The sequence below is a fragment of the Streptomyces sp. NPDC005761 genome (assembly GCF_040630635.1).
GTDB lineage: Bacteria > Actinomycetota > Actinomycetes > Streptomycetales > Streptomycetaceae > Streptomyces.
This window is the reverse complement of record NZ_JBEXXX010000003.1, coordinates 114,520-135,942: the sequence shown is the minus strand read 5'-3', so window position 1 is coordinate 135,942 and position 21,423 is coordinate 114,520. Positions and strand designations below refer to the sequence as shown.

The following is a 21,423-nucleotide window of genomic DNA, read 5'->3' as shown; positions in this document are numbered from 1 at the left end:
TCAAAGTGGGTACTTTCGTTTGGTTAGTGCCGCCCTTAAGGTGAGCGTCAGAACGCATGAACAGGAACATGAGCACCTGAAGAGGAGAAACACCCCATGAGCATCGTCGTCACCGGAGCCACCGGAGAGCTCGGCCGCCTCGTCGTCGAGCAGCTGCTGACCACCGTCCCCGCCGACGGGATCGCCGCCGTCGTCCGCGACAAGGAGAAGGCCGCCGACCTCGCCACCCGCGGCGTCGAGCTCCGGATCGCCGACTACAACCACCCCGAGACGCTGACCGAGGCTTTCCGGGCCGGCGACCGGGTGCTGCTCATCTCCGGCAGCGAGGTCGGCAGCCGCGTCGCGCAGCACGCCGCGGTCATCGACGCGGCGAAGGCGGCGGGCGTGGCCCAGCTCGCGTACACCGGCGTCCTGGGCGGCCCCGCAGCGGACTTCCGGCTGGCCCACGAGCACAAGGTGACCGAGCAGCTGATCCTCGACTCCGGCCTGCCGTACACCTTCCTGCGCAACGGCTGGTACACCGAGAACTACACCGCGAACCTGGCCCCCGTCCTGGCGCACGGAGCCGTCGTGGCCAACGCGGGCGAGGGCCGGGTGGCCTCGGCCACCCGCGCCGACTACGCCGCCGCGGCCGCCGCCGTCCTGACCGGCGAGGGCCACATCGGCAAGGCCTACGAGCTGAGCGGGGACGTCGCCTGGTCGCTCGCGGAGTACGCCGCCGAGATCACCGAGGCCTCCGGCAAGGAGATCGTCTACAAGGACGTCCCGGCCGCCGCCCACCAGGACATCCTGGTCGGCGCCGGTGTCCCCGAGTCCTTCGCGGCGATCCTCACCGACGTGGACGAGGGCATCCGGCGCGGGCTGCTGGCCGGCACCAGCGGCGACCTGGCCCGACTGATCGGCCGGCCGACGACTCCGCTCGCCGAGACCGTCGCCGCGGCGGTCGCAGCCCGGTAGCGGCTCGGGCGCGACACGCCCTCGCAGGCACTCGTGCACAGAGCACGCCACGGGGCCCGGAGCCCGGTGTCATGACCGTCTGGCGATACGGCAATGACACCGGGCCGCGTCGGCGCTACCTTCGTCAGGTTGACGAAGCCGTCGACGGACACCTGCCAGGAGGGGCCCGTGAAGGGAAAGAACGAACAGCGGGCCGGGCTCCTGTCCGGCGTGACGGCGTACGGGCTGTGGGGGATCGTCCCGCTCTTCTGGCCCCTGCTGAAGCCGTCCGGCGCGGTCGAGATCCTCGCCCACCGCATGGTCTGGTCCCTCGGCGTCGTCGGCATCGCCCTGCTCGCCCTGCGTCGCTGGGCCTGGATCGGCGAACTGGTCAGGCAGCCGAAGAAGCTGGGCCTGATCACCGTCGCCGCGGCCGTGATCACCGTCAACTGGGGCCTGTACATCTGGTCCGTCAACCACGGGCACGTCGTCGAGGCCTCCCTCGGCTACTTCATCAATCCGCTGGTGACCATCGCCATGGGTGTCCTGCTCCTCGGCGAACGACTGCGCCCCGCGCAGTGGGTCGCGGTCGGCACGGGCCTCGCGGCGGTGCTCGTGCTGGCGATCGGTTACGGGCAGCCGCCGTGGATCTCGCTGGTCCTGGCCTTCTCCTTCGCGACGTACGGCCTGGTGAAGAAGAAGGTCGGCATGGGCGGCCTGGAGTCGCTCACGGCCGAGACGGCGGTGCTGTTCGTGCCCGCGCTGGGCTACCTGGTGTGGCTGGGCGCACAGGGAGACTCGACCTTCACCTCCGAGGGCCCCGGCCACGCGGCGCTGCTCGCGGCGACCGGCCTGGTGACCGCCGTCCCGCTGGTCCTGTTCGGGGCGGCCGCGATCCGCGTACCGCTCTCCACGCTCGGCCTGCTGCAGTACCTTGCGCCGGTCTTCCAGTTCCTCCTCGGAATCGTGTACTTCCACGAGGCGATGCCCCCGGAGCGGTGGGCCGGCTTCGCGCTGGTCTGGCTGGCCCTCGCCCTGCTGACCTGGGATGCGCTGCGGGCGTCACGGCGCACGCGGATGCGGGTGCAGGCCGCGCGACTGGCCGCGGCCAGGCAGGGGGACCCGGTGACGGCGGAGGCCGTACCGGTGGTGACGGAGACCGCCACCACCACCCACACCGTTACCTAGTTGCTTTTTTAACTCGGTTGCGTTTCCCTGGGGTCAACGGACACGCACCCGAGGAGCACGCATGCCCACTTCCCCGACCACCGTGCTGATCGTCGGCTCCGGGCCGACCGGCCTGACCCTGGCCATCGATCTCGCCCGGCGGGCCGTCGACGTGACGATCATCGACAAGACGCCGCAGTTCCCGCGCAGCTCACGGGCCAAGGGCCCCAACCCCCGCTCCCTGGAGGTCCTGGAGGACCTCGGCGTCGTCGAGGAGGTGCTGGCCGCCGGGTCCGCACCACTGCCGATGCGCAAGTACCGGGGCGGGGTGGCGATCGCCGACGCCGCCCCCTTCGCCGACGCACGCCCGACACCGGACTCCCCCTACGACCGGCCGTGGATGATCGCCCAATGGCGCCTCGAGGAGGCGTTGCGGAACCGGCTCGCCGCCTACGGGGTTCGGGTCGGACTCGGCCGCGAACTCGTGGGACTGGCACAGGACGACACGTCCGTGACCGCCACGCTCGCCGACGGCGAGGAGATCGAGGCACGGTACGTCGTCGGCTGCGACGGCGGCCACAGCGCGGTGCGCAAGCTGCTGGGCGTCCCGTTCGAGGGCAAGACGGACGAGACGCAGATGATGGTCTGCGGAGACGTCGAGGTGCAGGGACCGGACCGCGGGTTCTGGCACCAGTGGTTCGACGAGGACGGGGCCGTGATGCTCTGCCCGATCCCCGGCACCCGGTCGGGCTGGTGGTTCCAGGCCGGCCCCGAGACCGACGCCTCCGGCACCCCCGTACCCCCGTCACTGGAAAGCTTCCAGCGGCTGTTCGCCACACACACGGGACTGCCGGGCGACCTGCTGTCGGAGGCCACGCTGCTCTCGACCTACCGCGTCAACGAGCGCATGGCCGACCGCTACCGGGTGGGCCGGGTGTTCCTGGCGGGTGACGCCGCGCACGTGCACTCGATCGCGGGCGGGCTGGGCATGAACACCGGCATCCAGGACGCGTACAACCTCGGCTGGAAGCTCGCCCGGGTCGCCTCCGGCCAGGCCGATCCGGCTCTGCTCGCCACGTACGAGGAGGAGCGGCTGCCCGTCGCGGCGGATGTCCTGGACCTCAGCGCGGAGCGGCTGCGGGCCACGCTGGAAGCGATCAAGGAGCCGGGCGGCGGGCTGGACACGGCGATCACCCCGCGCACCAACGGCCTGGGCGACGGCTACCGGTGGAGCTCGCTCGCCCGTCTCGGCGCCACATCCCGGTTGCGGGCGGGCGACCGCGCCCCCGACGCGCCCTGCCGCGACGTGGCCACCGGCGCTCCCCGCCGGCTGTTCGAGGCCTTCGCGGGCCCGCACTTCACCCTGCTCGGTTTCGGTGCGGGCACGGCACCCGCGCTGCGGGAGGCATCGGCGGCGCACGAGGGCGAACTGCTCGCGTACGGGGTGGACATGGGCGGCACGCCGGGCCTGGCCGACGACGGCGGCCACGCCCGCTCGGCGTACGGCATCGGGCCCGGCGAGGAAGCCCTGGTCCTGATCCGCCCGGACAACCACGTCGGACTGATCACCTCTGCCGGAGACCTCCGGGAGGTCGGGCACTACCTCCGCGCTGCGGCATTGGAGCGAGCTTGACATCATCACGGCGGGTCATCGCACGCTGACGCACGGTTTATAATTTCCTCACACTTATGACCCGACCTCTGCGCACCTACGGGACGTCACGCACGCTCCTGCGCACCGCGACCACCACCGCCGCCCTGTCCGCCCTGACGCTCCTCGCCTGCGGTATCGCTCCCACCGCAGGCGCGGACGACACGGTGCAGACCGTCCACCCGTCGGGCCTCGGCCCGGCGGGTCCCTGGTTCCGGCTCCAGGAAACGACCCCCGACCGGGACCCCGGCATCCACGAGGTCTCCCCGAAGCCCGACCCGGTCCATCTCAACGGCAGCCTCCACCTGGCCATCGGCCCGGGCGAACAGGCCCAGGCCGCTCACAACTTCAACGCGACCTGGACGCCCGAGCCCATGCAGCCACTGCTGGACGCGGGCATCTCGTACTGGGCGTACACCTCGACCGAGGGCTCCACCGCCACCAACATCGGCGCCAACCTGCAGCTCCCCGCATCCTGCGGCGGGTTCACCACCCTGTCGTTCGAACCCGGCAGCAACACGGACGTGCGGGGCGAGGCGCTGAAGCCGGACACCTGGCAGAAGTACCGGTTCACCGGTGACTCCGTGATCCGGACCTCGAACGCCGTGACCGGCATCCCGGCGGGCGGAAGCGCCCCGCTGTCGCACTTCATCGCAGAGTGCGAGGGGGCGTACGGGGTGATCGCCAACATCGGCCGGCTCGGCGACGCCGTGAACGGGAAGCTCAACACGTACGTCGACAACATCACCGCCGACGGCACCACCTGGGACTTCGCCGTCACCGGCCGAGCGACGGCCGCGCTCACCGTCCCCGAGAGGATCGAGGCAGGGGACGGCCCCCGCCCGGCGGACGCCTCCTACACGGACCCGGCCGACGGACCGCAGTACCCCGGCATCGGCACGCACCTGACGCTCAAGGGGCCGGCCGGCCTCCGGGCGGACCAGCTGACGGTCATGTCCGAGGGCTCCGAGGTCCCCCTGGCCCAGGGGACGGACGGGACACTCACCGGCGAACTGCGGACCAACCTGCGGGCGGGCGGCACGCTGGAGCCCGGCGGAAAGGCCGGCGCCGCGTTCACCCTCGCAGCCGCCGAGGGCGCACCCACCGGACCGCTCGACGTGACGACCGAACTGACCGTCGTCATCGCCGGTGTCGACGGGCCGCAGCGCACCGGCGTCAGCGCGACGGACCGCACCCGGATCACCGCACGGGACGTGGAGGCCAGTCCGTCGCCCAGCCCCACGCGCCCCCACCACCCCAAGCCCACCCCGTCCGGCGGCCACGGCAACGGCGGCGGCCACTGGGGCGGCGGCCACGGGAACGGAAGCGGTGGCAGCGGAAACGGCGGCAGCAGCGGTGGCCACGGGAACGGCCCGATGCCCGACGGCCCGGTCGACGCCGGTGACGGCTCCACCGCCCTGACCGGTGGCGGATCGTCCGGCTTCTCCGGTATGGGTATCGCGGCCGGCGCGGCCGGGCTGCTGGCAGCGGCGGGCGCCGCTCTCGGCGGGCTCCGCACCGTCCGGCGCCGACGCGGTTGAGCGCGCGCACCCCGCGGGAACGGCCGTCGCGGCGGCCGTTCCCGCGCCTGATCGCGGCGGCCGGGCTGATCCCGGCCGCCGCGGCGGCACTCGTCCTGCTCCTGGGCTCGCCCCTGACGGAGCCCGGCGCCACCCCCGCCGCCCCCCGGCCCGGCGCCGCCCCCTCGACGGCGGCGCCCCTGCCCGGCGCCCGGCCCCTCCGCGTCGACATCCCCGCCCTCCACGTCAGCGCGCCCCTGGTGGACCTGACCCTCGACAGCCGCGGCAAGCTCGGCGTGCCCGACCCGGCGGAACGCAATCTGGCCGGCTGGTACCGGGAAGGGGTGGCCCCGGGCTCCCCCGGCACCGCGATCGTGGTGGCCCACGTCGACACCCCGACCGGCCCGGCCGCCTTCGCCGGACTCGACACGCTGGCCGCCGGCGCGACGGTCGACGTGCGCCGGGCGGACCGGACGGTGGCGGCCTTCCGCATCTACGCGATCGAGGAGTACGAGAAGAGCGACTTCCCCAGCGCCCGCGTCTACGGCCCGACGAAGGACGCCCAACTCCGCCTGCTCACCTGCGGTGGCGACTACGACCCCACGGCGGGCGGCTACCAGTCGAACGTGGTGGCCTTCGCCCGGCTGGTGTCGGTTCGGCCCGCGGAACCGGGCGTTGCGGGCGAGAATGGCTCGCATGACTCTTGAGTGGAAAGTCGTCGTCGACGCCGCGGACCCGCACGCCCAGGCCGGCTTCTGGTCCGCGGCCCTCGGCTACGAGATCGAGGACAACAGCCCCCTGGTCGAACGCCTCCTGGGCCTCGGAGCCGTGCCCGACGCCATCACGACCACCGCCCACGGCCGGAAGGCCTGGCTCGACCTGGCTGCGGTACGGCATCCGGACGACCCCTTCGAGGAGGAGAGCGGGACGGGACTGGGGCGCCGGCTGCTCTTCCAGCGCGTACCGGAGCCCAAGACGGTGAAGAACCGCCTCCACCTGGACCTCCACGCCGGGCCGGACCGCCGTGACGCGGAAGTGGCCCGGCTGGAGGGTCTGGGCGCGAAGGTACTGCGCAAGGTGGCGGAACCGGGCGGGACATGGACGGTGCTCAGCGACCCCGAGGGCAACGAGTTCTGCGTGCAGTAGCGGGCGGCAGGCGAGTACTCCTCCCCCGCCGGCCGGCCGTCGTCGAACTACTCGCGGGCCTGCCGGGCGTTCACCGGGGAAGGCGCGTCGCCGCCGTCCGCGCCCAGGCCCGCGAGAAGGCGAAGCCCGTCCTCGGTGGGGCTGCCGGGAGCAGCCGACAGCACCAGCAGCTCCATGCCCGACCCGTCCGGGAGCGCGAAGTTCTCCTGGTGCAGCTCCAGCAGGCCGACCAGCGGGTGCCGGTACGCCTTGCGGCCATGGGTGCGGGCGCGCACGTCCGCCCGTGCCCAGAGACGGCGGAAGCGCTCGCTGCCCATCGCCAGCTCGCCGATGAGCGAGGCCAGTCGGGGGTCCTCGGGGTACTTGCCGGCGGCCAGGCGCAGGTGTCCGACCACGTCGAGGGTGCAGGTCTCCCAGTCCGCGTAGAGGCCGCGCCCGGTCTCCTCCAGGAAGATGTGCCGCGCGGTGTTCAGGCCCGGCACGGGCCGGCCGTAGAGGAGCCCGGCGAGGCGGTTCCCGGCGAGCACGTCCAGCCGGTGATCCATGATCAGCGCCGGCGCGTCGGGGACCAGGTCGAGCACGCGCAGCACCTCGGGCCGGACCCGCCCGCCCGGCACCTTCGCACGGCGGCGGCGCTGCCGGGCGAGCCGGTGCAGGTGCCCGCGTTCGGTCTCGTCGAGGCCGAGGACGCGGGCGAGCGCGTCGAGGACCTGGGCGGAGGGCTGGGTCGCGCGGCCCTGCTCCAGGCGGACGTAGTAGTCGACGCTGACTCCGGACAGGTGGGCGACCTCTTCACGGCGCAGCCCCTCGACGCGGCGGCGGCTGTCGGCCGGAATGCCGACAGCCGCCGGATCGACCCGGGAACGCCGGGTCCGCAGGAAGCCCGCGAGATCGTCCATTCCTCCAGTATCACCTCGGTGCCGCCCACGAAGGTGGCCCTGCCGATACCAGGAAGTCCGGTCCGACGGTAAGGGCACCCCTGAACGCCGGGAGCCCCGGCGTCTTGAATCGAAGGAGCCAGGTCCCCTTCGAAGGAGTCCCCATGAAGACGCTGATCGTCCACGCCCACCCGGAGCCGAAGTCGCTCAACAGCTCGCTGAAGGACCTCGCGGTGTCCACCCTGGAGGCCGCAGGACACGAGGTACGGGTGAGCGATCTGTACGCGATGGGCTGGAAGGCGGTCGTGGACGCCGCGGACTACGGCCCCGACGCCTCGAACCCGCTGAGGGTCGCCCGGGACTCGGGCCGGGCCTTCGACGCCGGGACGCTCACCCAGGACGTCCGCGCCGAGCAGGAGAAGCTGCTGTGGGCCGACACGATCATCTTCCAGTTCCCGCTGTGGTGGTACTCGATGCCCGCGATCCTCAAGGGCTGGGTGGACCGGGTGTTCACCTTCCACTTCGCGTACGGGGTCGGCGAGCACAGCGACACCAAGTACGGCGAGCGCTTCGGCGAAGGCACGCTCGCCGGCAGGCGGGCCCTGCTGTCGGTGACGGTCGGCGGCCAGGAATCGCACTACGCCGCGCGCGGGATCAACGGCCCCATCGACGACCTGCTGTTCCCGATCCAGCACGGCATCCTCTACTACCCGGGCATCGAGGTGCTGCCGCCGTTCGTGCTCTACGGCACCGACCGGATGACCGGCGACGACTTCCCGGACGCCGCCAAGGCCTGGGAACAGCGCCTGCTCACCCTGGAGTCGACCGAGCCGATCGCGTTCCGGCGACAGAATTTCGGCGACTACGAACTCCCCTCCCTGCACCTGAAGGACGGCCTGGAGCCCGAGGGCCGCGCGGGTTTCGGACTGCACGTGCGCGGCTGACCACGGGCGGAAGGGCTCCGGACACGGCGGGTTCGGCACCGTCCGACCGTCACCGCAGGTCAGGGCCGTACAGCGGAAATCGTGGAACCATAGGCTTGGGCCATGCCTTTCCCACCCGCATATGCCCTCGTCGCCACGGACCTGGACGGCACCCTGCTGCGCCGCGACGACACCGTGAGCGCCCGCTCCCGCACCGCGCTCGCCCTCGCCGCAGCCGCCGGGGCCCGGCATCTCGTGGTCACCGGGCGGCCTGTCCCGGGGGTGCGGGACCTGCTCGCGGGGCTGGGGTACCGGGGGCTCGCGGTCTGCGGCCAGGGCACGCAGCTGTACGACGCCGGGGCGGGGCGCATCGTGCGCACGGTCACGCTGGACCCGGAGTCGGCCCATGCCGCGCTCGGCAAGATAGAGGCGCAGGTGGGGCAGGTGTTCGCGGCGGTGGATCAGGCCGGGGCCGACGGGCAGACGCTGATCGAGCCGGGCTACCTGATGCCGCACCCCGCACTGCCGGCCCAGCGGGCGCTGCACCGGGACGAGTTGTGGGCCGCCCCGGTCATCAAGGTACTGATCCGGCACCGGGAGCTGGACGACGATGTGCTGGCAGCGGCGGCGCACGCGGCCGTCGGGGATCTGGCCACCGTGACGCACTCCGGCCCGGGAACGGTCGAGCTCCAGCCGTACGGCGTCGACAAGGGCGCCGGGATCACGCTGGCCGCCGAGCACCTGGGGCTGGACCCGGCCACCGCGATCGCCTTCGGGGACATGCCCAACGACCTGCCGATGTTACGCAGTTGCGGCTACGGGGTGGCGATGGCCAACGCCCACCCGCTCCTGCGGGCCGCTGCGGACGAGGTGACGCTGTCCCATGAGGACGACGGGGTCGCGGTGGTCCTGGAGCGGGTGTTCGGCAACTGACCCACGCCTCCCTGGCCGGCTGCGACGGTCCGCACGGGATCGTCGCGTGCTGCTCGTCCGGGTCCCGGGCATGAGCCGGCCGAAGAGGTGTCGGTCGCCGCCGACCTCCGGTCAGCCGGCCGGGAGCCGGTCTTGCAGAACGGGCGCCGGCCCGCCGGCCGTTCCCCGGACGGAGGCGTCAGGTGCTTCCGGGTCCTGGCCGGACGTGTCGGCCGGTGTGGTGCCGCTGCCTCCCCGTCAGCCCCGCGCCGCCCCCACCGACCGCAGCACGTGGTCGACCAGGTCCGCCACCGTCTGCGCGTCCTGCATCGGCTTGCGCAGGACATGGCGGTAGTAGACCGGGCCGTAGAGCATCTCCACCGCCAGCCTCAGATCGGCACCCGGCGGAATCTGGCCCCGTTCCTGGGCGCCGCGCAGCCGGCCGACCGCTGCCTCGAAGCGCGGGTCGATCAGTTGCGTGCGGACCGTTTCGGCCAACTCGTCGTCGTGGTGGAGCTCGGAGAGTATTCCGGCGTACGCGGGGCCGAATGGCGGTTCGGCGAGGAACTTCACCGCGCCCGTCACATGCGTGCGCAGGTCCGTGGCGATGTCGCCGGTGTCCGCGAAGGGGGTGGCGGTGACCAGGGCCTCCGTGAACGCCTCCAGCAGTACCGCGCTCTTCGACGGCCACCAGCGGTAGATCGTCTTCTTGCTGACGCCGGCCCGGGCCGCGATGGCCTCGACCGTGACGCGGCCGTATCCCTTCTCCGTACAGAGGTCGAGGGCGGCCTCCAGCGTCGCCCTGCGTGAGCTCTCGCTCCGGCGCAGCGAACTCGGCGATGTGATCATTCGGTGAGCATAGGTCTGTTCGAGCCAATCCTTGTTGACAGCCCGTCGCCAATAGTCGAACAATGCTCAGGCGGGAAACGGAACGTACCGTGTCGGCTCGTTCCTTGCCTTTCGCACCGTTCGTGCCGTTCGTGCCGCGACGAGCCGATCGGGGGACGGCTCGCCGGCCGACGGTACGGGTGCCGGACCCCCGTCAGGCGGTGATGTCCTTCCCCGTGAACCGCGCCCAGGCCGCCGAGCCGAACACCGCCGCGTACAGCGCCTGCAGTTCCAGGTTCTTCAGCACCTCGTCCCAGTAGAAGGGCTCGCGCAGCAGGTCCGAGAAGGACAGCCAGTAGTGCGGGAAGAAGTACGGGGAGACTCCGCTCAGCTGCGGAATGGCGTTCAGGATCTGCACGGTGATCAGCACCCCGACCGTCGCCGCCATGGCCGCGATCCCGCTGCTGGTCAGGGTCGACACGAAGAGCCCCAGCGCCGCGAAGCCGACCAGGGATGCCGCGACGGCCACCGCGACGAGCCCTGCCCGCAGCAGCCCCTCACCGAAACCGATCCGGGTCCCGGAGATCGTCGTGAGCTCGTCCACGGGGAAGAGCAGCGCGCCCACGGCCAGCGCGGAGGCTGCCACGACGAGGGTCGCGACCAGGCAGAAGACCAGGGTGGCGGCGTACTTGGCGAGCAGCAGCCGGGTCCGGCCGGCCGGTGCGACCAGCAGGTAGCGCAGTGTTCCCGCGCCGGCCTCGCCGGCGACGGAGTCGCCCGCCACGACGCCCACCGCCATCGGGAGGAAGACCGGGAGGACCGCGGCGAGGGAGGCGAAGACCAGGAAGAGGCCGTTGTTGGTCACCTGGGACAGGAACGCGGGCCCCGACCCGCCGCCGTCGGGCCCGGCGGGCGAACCGTCGGCCGTCTCGATGCGGACCGCGATCCCGATCAGTACGGGTACGGCGGCCAGCACGCCGAGCAGGGCGAGGGTGCGCCATCGGCGCAGGGTGGTGGTCAGTTCGGAGCGCAGGATGCCGAGCGTCCACAGCGGGTTGTGCCGGTCCGTGGCGGTCCCGGCGGGTGCGAGTTCAGCCTGCGACATCGAATCCCTCTCCGGTGAGTGCGACGAACGCGTCCTCCAGCGAGCCCCGTTCGACGCCGAAGGAGCGGACCCGGACCCCGCCGTGGACCAGTGCGGCGTTCAGGTCAGCGAGTTCGACGGAGCCGGCCGGGGGGTCGGCCCGTACCCGGTCGCCGTCGAGGGTGATGCCGGTGATTCCGTGCTCCTTCAGGATGCGGGCGGCGTCGGCCGGATCCGGTGTGGTGACGGCGAGCCGGCCGAGCGCGCCCGCGGCGAGGTCGGCGACGGGCCCCTGGGTGAGCAGCCGGCCCCGGGCCATGACCGCAGCGTGGGTGCAGACCTGCTCGATCTCGTCGAGGAGGTGCGACGAGAGGAAGACCGTGGTGCCCTCGGCGGCCAGCTCCCGGACCAGGGCGCGGATCTCCCGCATGCCCTGCGGGTCCAGACCGTTGGTCGGCTCGTCCAGGACGAGCAGCCGGCGCGGCCGGAGCAGAGCGGCGGCGAGGCCGAGCCGCTGCTTCATGCCCAGTGAGTAGGCCCGGGCCTTCTTGCCGCCCGCCGCGGCCAGCCCGACCCGCTCCAGGGCGTGGCCGACGCGGGCACCGCGGGTGCGGGGGTCGGCGGTGGGGTCGGCGCAGTCGAAGCGCACGAGGTTGTCCCGGCCGCTCAGGAACCCGTACAGCGCGGGGCCTTCGATCAATGCCCCGACCTGCGGCAGTACGGTGCGGACCGCGCCCGGCATGGGGCTGCCCAGAACGCTCGCGGTGCCGGACGTCGGGTCGATCAGGCCCATCAGCATCCGGATGGTCGTGGTCTTGCCCGAGCCGTTGGGCCCGAGGAAGCCGAAGACACTGCCGCCCGGGACGGTGAGATCGAGCCCGTCGACGGCGAGCTGGCCGCCCCGGTAGCGCTTGGTGAGACCCCGGGTCTCGATCACGGGCACGGTCTCGGCCCCTGTCATGTGTGCTCCCCCCAGATCGCGTCCGCCCCGCCCCACCGTACGGCGGGGCGGGGCGGTGCCGGTGCGCGCAACGGCGTACGAAGTGGTGTCAGCCGGCCGTGTTCGCCGCGTTCACCAGCGCGTCCTTGGTGACCGCGCCGACGTACACCCGGCCGTCGTCCGTCATCAGGGCATTGACCAGGCGGGTCTTGAAGACCGTGCCCGAGCCGAACTTTCCGGTGACCTTGTCGCCGAGGGCGTCCAGGAACTGCTGTGCCCCGGCCGGCATCTCACCCGATCCCTCCGACGGGAGGGTCGCCCCGTCGGGGGTCTTGATCTCGGCGACGGTGGTCCAGCCCTTGCCGATCACGTTCATGCCGTTCATGCCCTCGAGCGCGCTCAGGTCGCCCTTCGCCTTCTCGGCCCCGGCCTTTCCACGGCCCTCCGCCTCGTCCGCCTCGGTGACCTCGGCGCCCTTGGGCGGGGTGAAGTCGAACGAGGACGCGTCGGGCTTCGTGAAGTCGACCGAGGTGAACCCTGCGTCGATCGCCGCCTTGCCGCCGCTGCTGGGCCGCAGGGTGAACTTGAGCGGTACGCCGTTCTCCGCGTCCACCGCGACGGTGACCGAGCCGATCGTGGAGCCGCTCTGTTCGGGCTTGATGACCAGCCGGTACGCGTCGCGCCCGGCGACCTGCGCGGTGCCGTCGACCGTGACGGACGTCGTGCCGTCGGCGGTCTTCAGCGCCTGCTCGGCCAGCGCCTTCGGGGTCGTGGGCACACCGTCGGGAGCGGCCCGATGCTCGCCGCGGCCGGCCTTGTCCTCGGCGTGGTGGACGGCGTTCGACTTGCTGTCGTAGGCCCAGACCTGGTCCCCGTTGCGGATCAGGCTGTACTCGGACGCGTCGTCCAGGACGGACACGCGCTGCTTGTCGGGGCCGTCGGCGGCCACACGGAGGGTGTGCGTGCCGGAGGCCAGCTCCGTGAGCTTCTTCTGCGGGTCGGCGCTCGCCGCGCCCTTCTCTCCCGCGCCGTCCGGGACGAAGGAGCCGGCCAGACCGCCCAACGACGGGATGCCGAGGTCAGTGGTGATCTTCACCGTGCCGGACAGCTGCTCCGTGTCCGAGGCGGCGATCCTCTCGATGAGTTCCTGCGCGGTGATCTTCGGCAGATCGGGGTCGCCCGAGCTGGCGAGCGCCGGGACCAGCCCGATCGTCGCGGCCGCCACCCCCGCCACCGCGACCGGGACGATGTAGCGCACCGCCTTCCGGCGGCCCACGCCCCCTGCGCCCTGCGCTGCCGTGCCGTTGGTGTCTGCGCTGTCGTTCGGTGCCATGTGTGCCCTACCTCCGTGGTCGGCGGCTTCCGTCCGGATGCACTCGTCCACTCCGTGCCGCCATTCTCACCCGTTTTGGTCGGGAGTGGTTGTTCTCCATCTGACCAAATCGGGCGGCTCCAGGCGTCAGCCCGCGGGAGCAACTCCGCGTACCTCTCCGGGATGACAGCGCGGGGGCGTTCCTCCGCCAACCAGTAAGGGTCGCGGCAGGAGGCGTTCAGCCCGCGCGGTGCACCACGGCGTCGCACATCTCTTCCAGCGCTTCCTTGGCGTAGCACAAGGGCAGCGGCATCAGGGTGGCCCGCGCCTCCTGCGCGTACCGGACCGTGTCACGTCGTGCCTGGTCGAGAGCCGGGTGGGCGCGCAGCCGGCGCAGTGCCTCGTCGAGCCTGCCGGGCTCGTTCAGGTCGCCGTCGAGCAGCTCGACGAGCTCCAGGTCGTCCGGCTTGCCGTCGGCAGCGGCCTGCGCCCTCAGGTGGAGGACCGGCAGGGTCGGGATGCCTTCGAGGAGGTCGGTGCCGGGTGTCTTGCCCGACTCGTGGGAGTCGGAGGCGATGTCGAGGACGTCGTCGGCGAGCTGGAAGGCGACGCCGAGGCGCTCGCCGTACTGGGTGAGGATGTCGGTCGTCGACTCGTCCGCCCCGGCCATCATCGCGCCGAAGCGGCAGGCCACGGCGATCAGCGATCCGGTCTTGCCGCGCATCACGTCGAGGTAGTGCTCGACCGGGTCGCGCCCGTCGCGCGGGCCGGCGGTCTCCAGGATCTGGCCGGTGACCAGGCGCTCGAACGCCTCGGCCTGGATGCGGACGGCCTCGGGGCCGAGGTCGGCCAGGATGTGCGACGCGCGCGCGAAGAGAAAGTCGCCGGTCAGCACGGCCACCGAGTTCCCCCAGCGGGAATTGGCGCTGTCCACGCCCCGCCGGACGTCGGCCTCGTCCATCACGTCGTCGTGGTAGAGCGTCGCGAGGTGGGTCAGCTCGACGACCACGGCGGCGGGCACGACGCCCGGGGCGTCGGCGTCACCGAACTGGGCGGCCAGCATCGCCAGCAGGGGACGGAACCGTTTACCGCCGGCGCGCACCAGGTGCTGCGCGGCCTCCGTGATGAAGGGGACCTCGCTCTTGGTGGCATCGAGCAGCCCCGACTCGACAGCAGCCAAACCGGCCTGGACACCGGCTTCAAGCGCCTGGTCCCGCACGCTCAGTCCGAACGGCCCGACGACGGTCACGAGGGGATCTCCTGTCTGCTGACGATCACACGGAATGTCGATGTGTCGCTGTCATCACTCAAGTCAGCGTATCCGGTCCCCTTTGGATCACCGTGGGCGCCTTCCCGCCACCGCCGGTATGTTCGGGATCAGCTCATACGATCAGGAGTTGTCCCTTTGTCCCACACCGCCGCAGACACGGAACCGGACCAGCCCCCTCCCGTCGACGACCACGCCTTCTTCGGCCAGCCGCGGGGTCTGATGACCCTGTCCGGCCTGGAGGTCTGGGAGCGGTTCTCGTTCCTCGGCATGCAGGCGATCCTGGTCCTCTACTTCGCCGACTCGGTCGCGAACGGCGGCATGGGGATGGAGGCGGGTACCGCCGCCTCGGTCTCCGCCGCGTACGGCACCCTCGTCTACCTGGTCTCCGTGGCCGGCGGCTGGCTGGCCGACCGGATCCTCGGCTCGTACCGCGCCGTCCTGTACGGCGGCATCCTCATCGCCTGCGGGCACTACGCCATGGCGGTGCCCACCGACGTCATGACCTGGGTCGGCCTGGGCCTGATCAGCGCCGGAACGGGCCTGCTCAAGCCCAATGTCGCCACCATGGTCGGCAAGCTCTACCGCACCGACGACGAGCGCCGCGACGCCGGCTTCGCCCTCTACTACATGGGCATCAACATCGGCGCGTTCCTCGGCCCGCTGGTCACCGGCTGGCTCGGTGACCATGCGAGCTGGCACTGGGGCTTCTCGGCCGCCGCCTTCGGTATGACCCTCGGCCTGATCCAGTACGTCCTGGGCCGCCGTCACCTGGCCGGGCGAAAGAACGCCGCCGAGTTCGCACTGGCCCCGGGCCCCATGCGCCGGGCCCTCCGGCTCATCGCCGCCGGCGTCGTCGTGGTCGCCGCCGTCGCCACCGCACTGGCCCTGGCGGGCTGGCTGACGATGGACCGCTTCGTCGACCTGCTCACCCTCGTCTCCGTGATCGCACCGGTCGTGTACTTCGCGGTGATGTTCAGGAGCCCCCGGGTCACCGCGGAGGAGCGCGGCAGACTGCGCCCCTACGTGGTGCTGTTCCTGGCCTCGGTCGTGTTCAACTTCATCCTCTTCCAGGCGTACTCGACGATGATCCTGCTCGCGTCGACCAACGCCCGCACGGAGATCTTCGGCTTCCACTTCCCGTCGAGCTGGTACGCCTCGGCGCTCGGCGCCTTCGAGGTGGCTCTGGCCCCAGTGGTCGCCGCCGTCTGGGCGAGGATGGGGCCCCGCCAGCCGCACGCGTCCAACAAGATCGCGATCGGGGTCATCCTCGGCGGGCTCTCGTTCCTGCTGATGGTCCTGCCCACCTCCGGGCACTCCGACGACACCTACCGGATGGCCGCCTGGTGGATCGTCGGCTCCTACCTGCTGCTCGGCCTCGGCGACGTGCTGCTGGAGACCTCCGGCATGTCCGCGACCACGAAGCTCGCCCCGAGGGCGTTCGCCAGCCAGACGATGGCGCTCTGGTTCCTCTCCCTGGCCCTCGCGAACGGCATCCAGGCACAGATCGTGAAGCTGTACGGCGAGGTCTCCAACCCCGTCTACTTCGGTGTCAACGGCGCCGTCGCGGTGGTGGCCGGTCTGGCCGTCATCGCCGCCGCCCCCTGGCTCAGGCGCACCATGCACCCCGTCCACTGAGGAACGAGGTATCCCCCCATGCACGTCCAGACCACGTTCCCCTACGAGACGACCCGCGAAGACCTCTACATCCCGCTGCCCGGAGGCACCCAGCTCTACGCCCGGATCTGGCGGCCGGTCACGGACGAGCCCGTCCCCGCGCTGCTGGAGTACCTGCCCTACCGGCTGAGTGACTGGACCGCGCCGCGCGACTGGCAGCGTCACCCCTGGTACGCGGGCCACGGCTACGCCTCCGTCCGGGTCGACGTGCGCGGCCACGGCAACAGCGAGGGCATGCCGGGCGACGAGTACGACGCCACGGAGCTCGCCGACGGGGTCGCCGTCATCCACTGGCTGGCGCAGCAGGAGTGGTGCTCGGGCCGGGTCGGGATGTTCGGGATCTCGTGGGGCGGCTTCAACTCGCTCCAGATCGCCGCGCTCGCCCCCGAGCCGCTGAAGGCGATCGTCACCGTGTGCTCGGCCGACGACCGCTACGACAACGACGTCCACTACATGGGCGGATCGGTCCTGGCCGTGGACATGCACGCCTGGGCGGCGACCATGCTGGCCTTCGTCTGCCGGCCGCCGGACCCGGCGGACGTCGGCGACGACTGGCGGGAGATGTGGCTGAACCGGCTCGAGGCCGTGGACCCCTTCATCCACACCTGGCTGGCCCATCAGACGCGCGACGACTACTGGAAGCACGGCAGCGTCTGTGAGGACTACTCCGCGATCGAGGCCAGCGTCCTCGCGGTCGGCGGCTGGCACGACCCGTACCGCGACACCGTGCTCCGGCTCGTCGAGCACCTCGACCCGGCGAAGGTCCGCGGCCTCATCGGCCCCTGGTCGCACCAGTACCCGGACCGTGGGCTGCCGCCCGGGCCCGGCATCGGCTTCCTCCAGGAGACCCTGCGCTGGTGGGACCAGCACCTGAAGGACGAGGACACCGGCGTCATGGCGGAGCCCCTGCTGCGGTCCTGGATCAGCGAGTCGCACCGGCCCGCCACGGTCTACGAGACGCTGCCCGGCCGCTGGGTCGGGGACACCGGCTGGCCCTCGGAGAACGTGGCGCCGGTCGCGTACGCCCTCCAGGGCGGACCGCAGATCGTCCACTCACCGCAGCAGACCGGGCTGGACGCCGGACGGTTCTTCCCGTTCGGCAACGACGCCGACCTGCCGCCCGACCAGCGTGACGAGGACGCCAGGTCGGTGTGCTTCGAGTTCCCCGTGGAGGGCGCCCCGATCGAGATCCTGGGCCGTCCCCGGGTGAAGCTGCGGATCCGGATGGACGTCCCGCGCGGCCAGGCCGTCGCCCGGCTCTGCGACGTGGCCCCGGACGGCTCCTCCACCCTCGTCACCCGCGGCGTCCTCAACCTCGCCGCCCGCAACGGCCGGGACCGCACCGAGGACTGGCCGGTCGGCTCGACCGAGGACGTCACCTTCGAGCTGAACGGCATCGGGCACACCTTTCCGCCCGGCCACCGGATCAGGCTCGCCGTCTCCTCCTCGTACTGGCCCTGGATCTGGCCGCAGGCCGGCTCGGCGGGCTTCACCCTGCACGCCGACGGCAGCGTCGTCGAGCTCCCGGTGCGCAGGCACACCGAGGACCCCTCGATCCGCTTCGAGGAGCCCGAGCAGTCCGAACCGCTCGGTGTCGTCTTTCCCGCCACGCTCGACGAACAGCGCCCCGAGCGGCTGATCGTCCGGGACGTCGCCAAGGGCGAGTGGCGGATGGAGGTCGACCCGCGGTACGGCGGCACGCGCGTCTACCCGGACGGCCTGGAGTTCACCGAGGACGCGGTGGAGACGTACACGATCCAGGAGAGCGATCCGCTCTCCGCGCACACCCGCTCCGACTGGACGATCCGGCTGCACCGGCCGGAGATGCCGTGGGACGTGCTGATCGAGACGCGCTCCGAGATCTCCGCCGACGCGGACGACTTCATCACCTCCAACGAGGTGGTCTGCAAGGAGGGCGGCGAAGTCGTCTTCCACCGGACCTGGGAGAAGCGCATCCCGCGCACGGCCGGATAGGCGGCACCACGACGGACCACAGCGTCACTTTCCAGGGCATTGGGGATGGTTCAGGCACTGCCGCGCGGGGATGTCCCCCACGTAACGTGTCCCCCAAGCGACCTGGAAAGCGAGGCAGCAACAGATGCCCGAGCAGAGCAGCCCGCTCGAACTGGCCGAGGGCGATCCCTTCGGTCCGCACCACCTTCCGTACGGTGTCTTCTCCACGCCCGACCGGCCCGGCGAGCGGCGGGTCGGTGTGCGCATCGGCGGCCATGTGCTGGACGCCGGGGCAGCCGCGCACGCACTGGGTTCGCCCTATGCGCAACTGCTGGCCCAGCCCGACCTGATGGCCCTGCTCGCGGCCGGCCGCACCGCCTGGAGCGATGTGCGCCGCGCCCTGACCGCCTGGGTGACGGTGCCGGCCCACCGTGCGGACATCGAGCCGTTGCTGCACCCCGTCGACTCCGTGACGCTCCACCTCCCCTACCGGGTCGCGGACTACGTGGACTTCTACGCGAGCGAACACCACGCCACCAACGTCGGCCGCATCTTCCGCCCGGACGGCGACGCGCTCACGCCCAACTGGAAGCACCTGCCGATCGGTTACCACGGCAGGGCGGGCACGGTCGTGGTCTCCGGTACGGACGTGGTGCGCCCCTCGGGACAGCGCAAGGCCCCCGCCGACCCGGCTCCCGTCTTCGGTCCGTCCGTCAAGCTGGACATCGAGGCCGAGGTCGGATTCGTCGTCGGCGTCGGTTCGGAGCAGGGACGGCCGGTGCCGCTCGCCGACTTCCGCGAGCACGTCTTCGGTCTGTCGCTGCTCAACGACTGGTCGGCGCGGGACATCCAGGCCTGGGAGTACGTCCCGCTGGGCCCCTTCCTCGGCAAGTCCTTCGCCACGTCCGTCGCGGCCTGGGTGACACCGCTGGAGGCCCTGGACGCCGCCCGGACCGCGCCGCCCGCGAGGGACTTCCCGCTGCTGCCCTACCTCGACGACACGGACGAGGAGGAGCCCGGCGGTTTCGACCTGCGGCTCTCCGTCGCGATCAACGGCCAGGTCGTCTCGGAGCCCCCGTTCTCCACCATGTACTGGACGGCGGCCCAGCAGCTGGCGCAGATGACGGTCAACGGCGCCTCGCTGCGCAGCGGTGACCTGTACGGCTCCGGCACGATCAGCGGCGCCGAGCCGGCCCAGCGGGGCTCCCTGCTCGAACTCACCTGGAACGGCCGCGACCCGCTGGAACTCCCCGAGGGCAAGCGGACGTTCCTGGAGGACGGCGACACGGTGACGCTGACGGCGTGGGCTCCGGGCCCGGACGGTACCCGCGTCGGCCTCGGCGAAGTCACGGGACGAATCGTGCCCGCGGCATGACCCAGCCGCCCGGACCCACCCTGCCCGAGGAACTGCTGCTGCTCGCGCTGGACCCCCGGCGCGGCAGGCCGTACTGCCGCAACCGGTTCCTGGAGTACGCGATGGCCGGGGCCGCCCTGGCGGAGCTGGAGCTCCAGGGACGGATCACCGAACAGCGCGGCGAGATCCAGGTGGTCAACCCGTTGGAGCCGGCCGACCCGGTGCTGGCCGCGTTGCTGCGGAGTCTGCCCGCGCCGGGCAAGGGCCGCTCGGGCGTGACGACCCGGGGCTGGGTCCGGGACGCCGGCCGGCCGGCCGCGGACATGTGTCTGGAGTCCCTGGTGCAGCGCGGTGTCCTGATCCAGGAGACCCGCCGCTTCCTCGGCCTGCTGCCCTACCACCGCCACCCGGCGGGCCCGCAGAGCTACGCGGGGCCGGTGCGGGAGCGGTTCGCGGCCGCCGAGCGGGCCGGGCTGCCCGACCACCGCAGCCGCGCACTGGCCGCACTCGTGGCGGCGGCCGGCCTCGATCCGCACGTGCCCGGGGCCGGGTTGTCATCCCGCTCGGCGATGCGGTCGCTGATCCACGAGCGGTGGCCCGCCCACGCGGTGTACCGCAACGTCCGCCAGGACAAGTCGGATGCGTCCGGAAGGCGGGCGGCGGGAGGGGCGCCGATGAACACGGGCAGCGGTTCCTGACACCACGCCGGTGGCGGATCTTTCTGCCGGCTATCACATCACCGCAGGTCAAAGGCGTTGCGCCAGGGCCCCGAAGTGGCGCAACACTGCGGCAACACCATCTGCCCCACGGCGTCGGTATGGTCCACCGCATGCCAGCCGAACGCATCCGTGAGCACACCGTGCCCGTCGCCGCCGCCCGCCGGCGCCGACTGCGCGCGGACGGCGCCCGGCTCCTCGCCGACCTGCTGCGCCACCAGGTGCGCACGGGCGCGTTCCCGGGTGGTGTCCTGCCGTACGAGGACACGATCGGCACCGACTACCGCGTCTCGCGCAACACCGTCCGCCAGGCCCTCGATCTCCTGCGCGGCGAGGGAATCGTCGAACGGCAGCCGGGCGTCGGCACCGTCGTCGTCGGCGAGCGGTACCCGCATGCCCTGGACCGGCTCCAGGGACTGGCCGAGACCCTCCACGAACACGGCAGGGTCACCAACGAGGTCCGTACCGTCGGGCCCGTCCCCGCACCCGCGCCCGTCGCCCGGCGGCTGGGCGTGGCGGAGCACACCGACGTGCTCTACATCGAGCGCCGCCGACTGCTGAACGGACTGCCGCTCTCCCTCGACCTCACCTACGTCCCGATGGACCTCGGGGCCGGGCTGCTCGGCGCCGACCTGGAGAACACCGATGTGTTCAGGCTGCTGGAGTCCCTGGCCGGGCAGCCGCTGGGCTGTGCCGACATCACCCTGGAGGCCGTCAACGCCGACGCGCACTCCGCCGCCGTACTGGAGATCCCGCGCGGCTCCGCCGTCCTGATGCTGGAGCGCCTCACCCATCTCGCCGACGGGCGCCCCGTCGACCTGGAGTTCATCCGCTTCCGCGGTGACCGCATCAGCATGAACGCCCTTCTGCACCGGTCCTGCTGACCAACCTCCCTCTCGAACACCCCCTTCCCTGGAGCCCCGCCATGCCTCTGGCGCCCCAGCGGGCCGACGTGCCCGTGACGATCGACGAGTCGAAGTGCATCGACGGCTGCACGCTCTGCGTCGACATGTGCCCGCTCGACTCGCTCGCGATCCACCCGGACAGCGGCAAGGCGTACATGCACGTCGACGAGTGCTGGTACTGCGGCCCGTGCGCGGCCCGGTGCCCGACCGACGCGGTGACCGTCAACATGCCCTACCTCCTGCGCTGAAAGGCC

Annotated in this window: 20 protein-coding genes; 14 read left to right on the top strand and 6 right to left on the bottom strand. The window is 71.9% G+C overall.

Translation table 11 applies throughout. The features are described from left to right. Positions 1–96: 96 nt before the first annotated feature. The 6 genes from ABZ434_RS04490 (at position 97) to ABZ434_RS04465 (ending at position 6,420) form a co-directional block, all read left to right on the top strand. Positions 97–957, top strand: coding sequence for an SDR family oxidoreductase (locus tag ABZ434_RS04490; RefSeq protein WP_359132030.1), 861 nt, complete (start codon positions 97–99; stop codon positions 955–957). Positions 958–1,125: 168 nt separating this feature from the next. Beyond that, positions 1,126–2,124 carry an EamA family transporter RarD gene (gene rarD / locus ABZ434_RS04485; protein ID WP_359132028.1) on the top strand — a complete coding sequence of 333 codons (999 nt, stop codon included), beginning with the start codon at positions 1,126–1,128 and terminating at the stop codon, positions 2,122–2,124. A 61-nt stretch (positions 2,125–2,185) separates the two neighbouring features. Next, complete coding sequence (locus ABZ434_RS04480) at positions 2,186–3,736, top strand: FAD-dependent monooxygenase (protein WP_359132027.1); 1,551 nt, start codon at positions 2,186–2,188, stop codon at positions 3,734–3,736. A gap of 56 nt (positions 3,737–3,792) precedes the next feature. Further along, positions 3,793–5,295, top strand: a complete 1,503-nt coding sequence (locus ABZ434_RS04475) for a hypothetical protein (RefSeq protein WP_359132026.1) — start codon at positions 3,793–3,795, stop codon at positions 5,293–5,295. Continuing rightward, a complete protein-coding gene (locus ABZ434_RS04470; protein ID WP_359132025.1) occupies positions 5,292–5,981 on the top strand; it encodes a class F sortase in 690 nt (229 codons plus the stop codon). Before ABZ434_RS04475 ends, ABZ434_RS04470 begins: the two co-directional genes overlap by 4 nt. Continuing rightward, entirely contained in the window at positions 5,962–6,420 is a 459-nt protein-coding gene (locus ABZ434_RS04465; protein ID WP_359132024.1) for a VOC family protein, read from the top strand. Before ABZ434_RS04470 ends, ABZ434_RS04465 begins: the two co-directional genes overlap by 20 nt. A gap of 47 nt (positions 6,421–6,467) precedes the next feature. Here ABZ434_RS04465 and ABZ434_RS04460 read toward each other — a convergent pair whose 3' ends face one another. Further along, positions 6,468–7,319, bottom strand: coding sequence for a helix-turn-helix transcriptional regulator (locus ABZ434_RS04460; protein WP_359132023.1), 852 nt, complete (start codon positions 7,317–7,319; stop codon positions 6,468–6,470). Positions 7,320–7,462: 143 nt separating this feature from the next. Between ABZ434_RS04460 and ABZ434_RS04455 the strand changes: the two genes are divergently transcribed. Both ABZ434_RS04455 and ABZ434_RS04450 read left to right on the top strand, forming a co-directional pair. Further along, a complete protein-coding gene (locus ABZ434_RS04455; protein WP_359132021.1) occupies positions 7,463–8,242 on the top strand; it encodes an NAD(P)H-dependent oxidoreductase in 780 nt (259 codons plus the stop codon). A 102-nt stretch (positions 8,243–8,344) separates the two neighbouring features. Continuing rightward, complete coding sequence (locus ABZ434_RS04450; protein WP_359132020.1) at positions 8,345–9,154, top strand: HAD family hydrolase; 810 nt, start codon at positions 8,345–8,347, stop codon at positions 9,152–9,154. A gap of 237 nt (positions 9,155–9,391) precedes the next feature. On the opposite strand, the gene ABZ434_RS04445 is transcribed toward ABZ434_RS04450, so the two are convergent. The 5 genes from ABZ434_RS04445 to ABZ434_RS04425 form a co-directional block, all read right to left on the bottom strand. Beyond that, entirely contained in the window at positions 9,392–9,982 is a 591-nt protein-coding gene (locus tag ABZ434_RS04445) for a TetR/AcrR family transcriptional regulator (protein ID WP_359132018.1), read from the bottom strand. Positions 9,983–10,175: 193 nt separating this feature from the next. Next, on the bottom strand, positions 10,176–11,066 hold the full coding sequence (locus ABZ434_RS04440; RefSeq protein ID WP_359132017.1) for an ABC transporter permease: 891 nt from the start codon (positions 11,064–11,066) through the stop codon (positions 10,176–10,178). Continuing rightward, the gene (locus tag ABZ434_RS04435) at positions 11,053–12,006 is read right to left on the bottom strand and encodes an ABC transporter ATP-binding protein (RefSeq protein ID WP_359132016.1); all 954 of its coding nucleotides are present in this window, start codon (positions 12,004–12,006) and stop codon (positions 11,053–11,055) included. The genes ABZ434_RS04440 and ABZ434_RS04435 overlap by 14 nt, the downstream gene beginning before the upstream one ends. 88 nt (positions 12,007–12,094) lie before the next feature. Then, positions 12,095–13,318, bottom strand: a complete 1,224-nt coding sequence (locus ABZ434_RS04430; protein WP_359132014.1) for a DUF2092 domain-containing protein — start codon at positions 13,316–13,318, stop codon at positions 12,095–12,097. A 217-nt stretch (positions 13,319–13,535) separates the two neighbouring features. After that, complete coding sequence (locus ABZ434_RS04425) at positions 13,536–14,546, bottom strand: polyprenyl synthetase family protein (protein ID WP_359132013.1); 1,011 nt, start codon at positions 14,544–14,546, stop codon at positions 13,536–13,538. 156 nt (positions 14,547–14,702) lie between these two features. Between ABZ434_RS04425 and ABZ434_RS04420 the strand changes: the two genes are divergently transcribed. The 6 genes from ABZ434_RS04420 to ABZ434_RS04395 all read left to right on the top strand — a co-directional run bounded on the left by ABZ434_RS04420 (position 14,703) and on the right by ABZ434_RS04395 (position 21,417). Continuing rightward, entirely contained in the window at positions 14,703–16,202 is a 1,500-nt protein-coding gene (locus ABZ434_RS04420) for a peptide MFS transporter (protein ID WP_359132012.1), read from the top strand. A gap of 18 nt (positions 16,203–16,220) precedes the next feature. Then, positions 16,221–18,215 carry a CocE/NonD family hydrolase gene (locus tag ABZ434_RS04415; RefSeq protein ID WP_359132011.1) on the top strand — a complete coding sequence of 665 codons (1,995 nt, stop codon included), beginning with the start codon at positions 16,221–16,223 and terminating at the stop codon, positions 18,213–18,215. Between the two features lie 124 nt (positions 18,216–18,339). After that, a complete protein-coding gene (gene fahA / locus ABZ434_RS04410) occupies positions 18,340–19,569 on the top strand; it encodes a fumarylacetoacetase (protein WP_359132010.1) in 1,230 nt (409 codons plus the stop codon). Next, a complete protein-coding gene (locus ABZ434_RS04405) occupies positions 19,566–20,246 on the top strand; it encodes a GPP34 family phosphoprotein (protein WP_359132008.1) in 681 nt (226 codons plus the stop codon). The genes fahA and ABZ434_RS04405 overlap by 4 nt, the downstream gene beginning before the upstream one ends. 131 nt (positions 20,247–20,377) lie before the next feature. Continuing rightward, positions 20,378–21,148, top strand: a complete 771-nt coding sequence (locus tag ABZ434_RS04400) for a GntR family transcriptional regulator (RefSeq protein ID WP_359132007.1) — start codon at positions 20,378–20,380, stop codon at positions 21,146–21,148. A 41-nt stretch (positions 21,149–21,189) separates the two neighbouring features. Beyond that, positions 21,190–21,417, top strand: coding sequence for a ferredoxin family protein (locus ABZ434_RS04395; protein ID WP_033297536.1), 228 nt, complete (start codon positions 21,190–21,192; stop codon positions 21,415–21,417). The last annotated feature ends 6 nt before the right edge of the window (positions 21,418–21,423 follow it).